At 71.3% G+C, this 6,231-nt stretch carries 9 protein-coding genes; 2 read left to right on the top strand and 7 right to left on the bottom strand.

Annotation, left to right across the window (positions count from 1 at the left end; all coding sequences use genetic code 11):
* Nucleotides 1-844: CAP domain-containing protein (locus B7L92_RS24860; RefSeq protein ID WP_081239649.1), on the top strand; the 844-nt coding region annotated here is incomplete at its 5' end.
* 171 nt (nt 845-1,015) lie between these two features.
* Nucleotides 1,016-1,417 (top strand): winged helix-turn-helix transcriptional regulator, encoded by a 402-nt coding sequence (locus tag B7L92_RS24855; RefSeq protein WP_081239648.1) that lies wholly within the window; start codon nt 1,016-1,018, stop codon nt 1,415-1,417.
* On the opposite strand, the gene mutM is transcribed toward B7L92_RS24855, so the two are convergent.
* The 7 genes from mutM to B7L92_RS24820 all read right to left on the bottom strand — a co-directional run.
* On the bottom strand, nt 1,390-2,250 hold the full coding sequence (gene mutM / locus B7L92_RS24850; protein ID WP_081239647.1) for a bifunctional DNA-formamidopyrimidine glycosylase/DNA-(apurinic or apyrimidinic site) lyase: 861 nt from the start codon (nt 2,248-2,250) through the stop codon (nt 1,390-1,392). The genes B7L92_RS24855 and mutM overlap by 28 nt on opposite strands.
* Before the next feature lie 79 nt (nt 2,251-2,329).
* Nucleotides 2,330-3,202: a ribonuclease III gene (gene rnc, locus B7L92_RS24845; protein ID WP_174704015.1), complete on the bottom strand. Its 873-nt coding sequence runs from the start codon at nt 3,200-3,202 to the stop codon at nt 2,330-2,332.
* 7 nt (nt 3,203-3,209) lie between these two features.
* Nucleotides 3,210-3,383: a 50S ribosomal protein L32 gene (rpmF, locus tag B7L92_RS24840; protein ID WP_003951102.1), complete on the bottom strand. Its 174-nt coding sequence runs from the start codon at nt 3,381-3,383 to the stop codon at nt 3,210-3,212.
* Nucleotides 3,384-3,385: 2 nt separating this feature from the next.
* Nucleotides 3,386-4,030: a YceD family protein gene (locus tag B7L92_RS24835; protein ID WP_081239645.1), complete on the bottom strand. Its 645-nt coding sequence runs from the start codon at nt 4,028-4,030 to the stop codon at nt 3,386-3,388.
* A gap of 180 nt (nt 4,031-4,210) precedes the next feature.
* Entirely contained in the window at nt 4,211-5,332 is a 1,122-nt protein-coding gene (locus B7L92_RS24830; RefSeq protein WP_081239644.1) for a cell division initiation protein, read from the bottom strand.
* A gap of 133 nt (nt 5,333-5,465) precedes the next feature.
* Nucleotides 5,466-5,945 carry a pantetheine-phosphate adenylyltransferase gene (gene coaD / locus B7L92_RS24825; RefSeq protein WP_004983003.1) on the bottom strand — a complete coding sequence of 160 codons (480 nt, stop codon included), beginning with the start codon at nt 5,943-5,945 and terminating at the stop codon, nt 5,466-5,468.
* Nucleotides 5,946-5,971: 26 nt separating this feature from the next.
* Nucleotides 5,972-6,231 (bottom strand): RsmD family RNA methyltransferase (locus B7L92_RS24820; RefSeq protein WP_174704014.1); only part of this gene is annotated, 260 nt, incomplete at its 5' end.

Below are 6,231 nucleotides of genomic sequence, written 5' to 3'. Positions count from 1 at the left end.
GACCGCTGCGGACCGGCGCCGCGTTCTTCTTCTTCCGGCGCCGGTCCGCAGCGGTCTGCTCGGCGTCTCGGCCGCGGTGGCCCTCGGCACGGTCGCGGTGGCCACGGGTGCGGTGCCCGGCCTCGAGAACTACAAGCTCGGCGGCGACAGCGCCCCCGGTGAGGAGGTGCAGGCCGGGGACCTGGCGACCAACCTGCCCAGCGAGCAGGGCGGCACGTCCGGCAGCGCCCAGCCCCCGAGCCGTGACGCCGGCGCCCCGGCGAACCGCGACTCCGGGCCCCCGGTCTCCCCCGAGCCGTCGGCACCGGCCTCCGCCTCGGCCGCGCCGACGAAGGCACCGGAGAAGGAGGCCCCGGAGAAGGAGGCCCCCGCGGCGACTCCGAGCGAGAAGCCGGAGAAGACGCCGTCCCGCACGGCCGAGCCGGAGCCGGAGAAGAAGCCGGGCAACCCGGTGGCCACGCCGGCGGAGGCCGCCGCCGGGGCCCAGGTCCTCAAGCTGGTCAACGAGGAGCGGGCCAAGGTCGGCTGCAGCCCCGTCATCCCGAACGGCGGCCTGGCGGGTCTGGCCACCGCGTTCAGCAAGGACATGGCCCAGCGGAACTTCTTCGACCACACGGACCCCGACGGCGACACACCGTGGGACCGGGCCAAGGCGGCCGGTGTCAGCGACCTCGGTGGCGAGAACATAGCCCGCGGCCAGGCCGACGCCGAGGCCGTCATGCAGGCCTGGATGGACAGCCCCGGCCACCGGGCGAACATACTGAACTGCGACTTCAGGACACTGGGCGTGGGCGTCCACTTCGGACCGGGCGGCCCGTGGTGGACCCAGAACTTCGGCTACTAGGAAGGGCGCGGACACCCCCGGCACTACGCGGTGCGCGGTCCGCGCGGGGGCGGCGGGCGCGGGGTGTCCCGGGTCCGCCGTCCGCGCTTTCCGGAAAACCGCCAGGTAGAAGCACTAACTGAGAGTTAGTGCTTTCTGCTGGCCGGTGCTGCTCTGAAGTAGTCTTGAACCATGACGACCACGCAGCGGCGCCCGGAGGAGCAGGGCCTCCCCTTCAACGTGTTCGCCAAGGCCTGCCCCTCCCGCGGCACCCTGGAGCACGTGACCGGGCGCTGGGGTGCGCTGACGCTCGGTGCGCTGCACGAGGGTTCGCTCCGGTTCAACGAACTGCGCCGCCGGGTCGACGGCGTGAGCGAGAAGATGCTGTCCCAGACACTGCACGCGCTGGAGCGCGACGGCCTGGTGCACCGGGAGGCGCAGCTCACCAACCCGCCCCGCGTGGACTACGAACTCACCCCGCTGGGCCGCGAGGTCGCGCAGCGCCTGCTGTCCCTCATCCGCTTTGTGGAGGGCAGCATGGACGCCGTGCTCGAGGCGCGTGAGCGCTACGACGACACGCGCGGCGCCCGCTGACACTTCGGGCAGAAGTAGCTGGAGCGGTTCATCCACGGCCGTCTGCGCACCGGCGTACCGCAGCGGCGGCAGGGCAGGCCCTCGCGGCCGTAGGCGTCCAGGGACCGGTCGAAGTAGCCCGACTCGCCGTTGACGTTGACGTAGAGGCTGTCGAAGCTGGTGCCGCCGACCGCGAGGGCCGCGTTCATGACGTCCCGGACGTGTCCCAGCAGGAGCAGGGTGCGCGGGCGGGTGAAGCCGGCCGTCGGGCTCTCGTAGTGGATGCGGGCGCGCCACAGCGCCTCGTCCGCGTAGATGTTGCCGACGCCGCTGATCAGCGACTGGTCGAGCAGGGCCCGCTTGATGGTGGTCCGCTTGCGGCGCAGCGCCCGGTGGAAGGCCTCGTCGTCGAAGAGCGGGTCGAGCGGGTCGCGGGCGATGTGCGCGATGACGTCCGGCAGGCCGTCGGGGGTGGTGTCGTGCAGCGACAGGCCACCGAAGGTGCGCTGGTCGACGAAGCGGAGTTCGGTGCGCAGATCGTCCGCGAAACGGACCCGGATGCGCAGGTGCTTCTCGTCCGGTGCGTCGTGCGGCTGGACGAGGAGCTGGCCGCTCATGCCGAGGTGGGCCAGGACCGACTGGTCCGTGTCCTCCAGCGGCAGCCACAGGTACTTGCCGCGGCGGTCGGCGGTGCCGATGCGATGGCCCTTGAGGCGGTGCGCGAAGTCGTCGGCACCGGCGAGGTGGCGGCGCACCGCGCGCGGGTGCAGCACCTCGGCCTCGGCGACGGTGCGATGGGCGACCCACCGTTCGAGTCCGCGCCGTACGACCTCGACCTCGGGCAGCTCGGGCATGGTTCCCCCTCCAGGGGCGGTTGTACGAACACCGAGCGCCCGTCCCGGGTCGGGACGGGCGCTCGGGACGTGCTGTCGGTCAGGCGGAGGCCGACGGGGTGTCGACGCTCTTGGCGGTGGCCCGTGCCTCGGCGGCCCGGACGGCCTCCTCGGCCTCGGCCGCCGCCTCGGCGCGCTCGTCCGCCGCGCCCTTGATGGAGCGCCAGGCGGACTCGGCGGCCTGCTGCTCCGCCTCCTTCTTGCTGCGGCCGGTGCCGGTGCCGTACGAGACGCCTCCGACGCGGGCGGCAGCAGTGAAGGTCTTCTCGTGGTCGGGGCCGGTCTCCGTGACCAGGTACTCGGGGACACCGAGCCCCTCGGTCGCGGTGAGTTCCTGGAGACTGGTCTTCCAGTCCAGTCCGGCACCGAGGTTGGAGGACTTCTCGATCAGCGGGTCGAACAGGCGGTGCACCAGCTCCGCCGCCGAGTCCAGTCCCTGGTCGAGATAGACCGCGCCGATCACCGCTTCGAGGGTGTCGGCGAGGATGGACGCCTTGTCCCGGCCGCCCGTGCCCTCTTCACCGCGGCCGAGCCGGATGAAGGAGCCCAGGTCGAGGCCGCGGCCCACCTCCGCCAGCGCACGCGAGTTGACCACCGCGGCCCGCAGCTTGGCCAGCTGGCCCTCGGGCAGGTCGGGGTGGGTGCGGTACAGCGTGTCCGTGACGACGAGGCCGAGCACGGAGTCCCCGAGGAACTCCAGCCGCTCGTTCGTCGGCAGGCCGCCGTTCTCGTACGCGTAGGAACGGTGGGTCAGCGCACGCACCAGAAGGGCGGACTCGACCTGGTAGCCGAGCCGCCCTTCCAGAAGCGTGTGGGACGAGGCCTGGTTGTCCGCCGGAGCACCCCCGCGGCGGCGGGGACTGCTGGTTTCGGCGTCTTCCGCCTTCTTGGCAGTGGACACAGTGCCTCTCACCAGCCGCTCAGACCTCGAGGACCTGGCGCTTGTTGTAAGTGCCGCACGACGGGCACGCGATGTGCTGCTGCTTGGGCTCGTGGCAGCGCTCGCACGCAACCAGGGTGGGGACCGCAGCCTTCCACTGCGACCGGCGGTGGCGCGTGTTGCTGCGCGACATCTTCCGCTTCGGAACAGCCACGGCTACTTCTCCTGCTTCTCGTCGACGCCCGGTTCGGCGCCGCTCATCTCGTCCTTCTCGCCGTCCTTCATGGTGTCGGCGAGTCCCTGCAAAGCCGCCCAACGGATGTCGACGGCGTCATGGTGGTGATCCGGGTCGTCAGCGAGCCGCGCTCCGCACTCGGAGCACAGGCCCGGGCAGTCTTCCCGGCACACCGGCTGCATCGGCAGTGCGAGCACCACCGCGTCACGCAGCACGGCCTCGAGGTCGATCAGACCGTCCTCGACAAAGAGCCTGTCCTCGTCCTCCTCGGCGTCGTCGCCCGGTTCCGCGATCACGCGGCCCCGGTCGTCGGCGTCAGGGTACGAGAACATCTCCTGGAAGTCCGCTTCGAGCTCCAGCCCGAGCGGCTCCAGACACCTTACGCACTCCCCCTCGGCCGTGGCACGGGCGGTGCCTGTGACGAGCACACCTTCCATGACCGACTCGAGCCGGAGTTCGAGCTCCACCGGAGCACCCTCCGGCACCCCGACGACCTCCTTGATACCGAAGTCCTTGGGAGCGTCGACCGTGCGGGTCAGGCGCTGCAGCGCACCGGGCCGCCGACCCAGCTCGTGCGTGTCGAGCACAAGGGGGTTGCGGTGGTCGAGGCGGGCGTTCAGGGCCATTCCTGCTTTCGGTCTGCGGAGCTCGGAGGAACGCTGCCCCCGGGGCTTCCCGTACGTCCGGACAGCGGTGATCGCGGATGTCCACATCATCAGCGTGAACGCACGCGCGACCGAAGAGCCAGAATACTGGACCTTTCGCTCTCAGCCCAATCCGGGTCCCCGGCGGCCGGCGACGGCCGGTCAGCCGTTGCCGCGGCCCTGTTCGTAGGCCCGCAACTGCTCGGCGCTGATCATGCTCGTGTCGAAGAGACTGGTCTCGTCGAGGGCGGGCCGGTCCTGCTGGGGGATGTAGCCCTGCTGGGCCTGACCGGGATCGTACGCCGGCTGCTGCGGGGCGTCGTAGCCCTGGTAGGCGGCGTACGGGTCGGCCTGCTGGAGGGGGGTGCCTCCCGCCGGGGCGTAGCCGGAGGTGGGGGAGTAGGCGTCCTGCCCGCCACCGTACTGCTCCGGGTAGCCGCCGTACGGATCCGGCTGCTGGGCCTGCTGCGGGTAATCGTAGGCCGGCTGCTGCGAGGCGTAGTCCTGCTGCTGCGAGGCCTGCTGCGGGGCCTGCGCGGGCGGCTGGGACGGCGGGGCCGGGGTGTCCGCGATCGCCGCGAGGTCGGCGAGGTAGTCGGCGTCGCTGGAGTGCTGCACGGTCGTGGGGTCGTCGGCGAGGGCGCCGAGGTCGTCGGTGGCGATCCGGCCGTGCAGTTTCTGGCGGCCCCGGCCGACCGCCTCCAGGGTCTTGGCGAGGACCGCCTCGAAGGCGCCGAGCTTGGAGTCGACGTATTCGTCGGCGGTGCGGCGCAGGGTCTCCGGGTCGTGGCTGCGCTCGGGGGCGTCCTCGTCCTCGTAGCCCTGCTCGTCCAGACCGGGGCCGGTGCCGAGCAGCTTCTCGCGGCCGCGGCCGACCGAGCCGAGGGTCTTGGTGAGGACGACCTCGAAGTTGGCGAGCTTGGAGTCGACGTAGTCGTCGGCCTCCGCGCGGATCTCCTCGGCCTCCTTGCGGGCCTCGGCGAGGATGCGGTCGGCCTCGGCCTGGGAGCGGCGGGCGACCTCGGTGCCGGCGATCAGGGAGCCGCGCTCGGCATGGGCGCTCTCGATGATCCGCTCGGCCTCCTGCCGGGCCTGCTCGACCATCTGCTCCCGGTCGCCGATGAGTTCCTGGGCCTGGGCGAGGGAGCCGGGGAGCGCCGCGCGCACCTCGTCGAGCTTCGAGAGCAGGTCGGCGCGGTTGACCACGCACGAGGCCGACATGGGCATCGACCGGGCACTGGAGACCGCGGCGACGATCTCGTCGAGCTTCTTCTGCACGTCCACCGTGTGCTCGCCACTCTCTACAGCTGTGTTGGAGACGGACGGGACGACTGTACGACCCCGGGGCGTCCCCGGGACACCGGCCGGGCGGTTCGCCGGACGGCGCACCGCCCCCGGGCGCCGGCGGTGCGCGTCCTCAGTCCCTGCGCAGACGCTCGGTGAGGGCCGCCAGGACCTCCTCCGGCACCAGGTGGGAGACGTCGCCGCCCCAGGCCGCGACCTCCTTCACCAGTGAGGAGGACAGGAAGCTGTAGGTGGGGTTGGTGGGGACGAAGAGGGTCTCCACGCCCGAGAGGCCGTTGTTCATCTGGGCCATCTGCAGCTCGTAGTCGAAGTCGCTGACGGCGCGCAGGCCCTTGACGATGGCGGGGATGTCGCGCTCCTTGCAGAAGTCGACGAGGAGGCCGTGGAAGGCCTCGACGCGCACGTTCCCGTACTCGGAGGTGACCCGGCGGATCAGGTCGATCCGCTCCTCGATCTCGAACAGGCCCTTCTTGGACTGGTTGATCATCACCGCGACGTAGACCTCGTCGTACAGCCGGGAGGCCCGGGCGATGATGTCGAGATGTCCGTTGGTGATCGGGTCGAACGACCCGGGGCATACGGCGCGGCGCACTTGTGATCCCTCGCTCTCCGGTCCGGTCATCGTGCGTCTTCGCACGTAGAGGCGGCGCGACCGTACCAAAACGTTCCCTCGCCGTAGCGGCGGGCCCGGAGCGCGTCGAAACCGGGCGGCCACCTGAATTCCCCGCCTCTGGTGCTGCGCTCCACGGTGACGAGGGCCTCTTCCGCGAGCCAGCCCTGCGAAAGGAGTGTGAGAAGGATCTCGCGGAGATCGTCGTCCGAGACGGCGTAGGGCGGGTCCAGGAACACGAGGTCGTACGGCTCGTCCGGCGGCGCCG

It is taken from the genome of Streptomyces viridosporus (assembly GCF_002078235.1).
In the GTDB taxonomy this organism is placed as follows: domain Bacteria; phylum Actinomycetota; class Actinomycetes; order Streptomycetales; family Streptomycetaceae; genus Streptomyces; species Streptomyces viridosporus.
The sequence above is the reverse complement of the archived record's forward strand: the minus strand, read 5'-3'. Positions and strand labels throughout refer to the sequence as shown.

Excerpts from the sequence above, each read along its gene's own strand:
- B7L92_RS24855 (WP_081239648.1), top strand. The coding sequence starts at position 1,016 with ATGACGACCACGCAGCGGCGCCCGGAGGAGCAGGGCCTCCCCTTCAAC.
- mutM (WP_081239647.1), bottom strand. The coding sequence starts at position 2,250 with ATGCCCGAGCTGCCCGAGGTCGAGGTCGTACGGCGCGGACTCGAACGG.
- B7L92_RS24835 (WP_081239645.1), bottom strand. The coding sequence starts at position 4,030 with ATGGCCCTGAACGCCCGCCTCGACCACCGCAACCCCCTTGTGCTCGAC.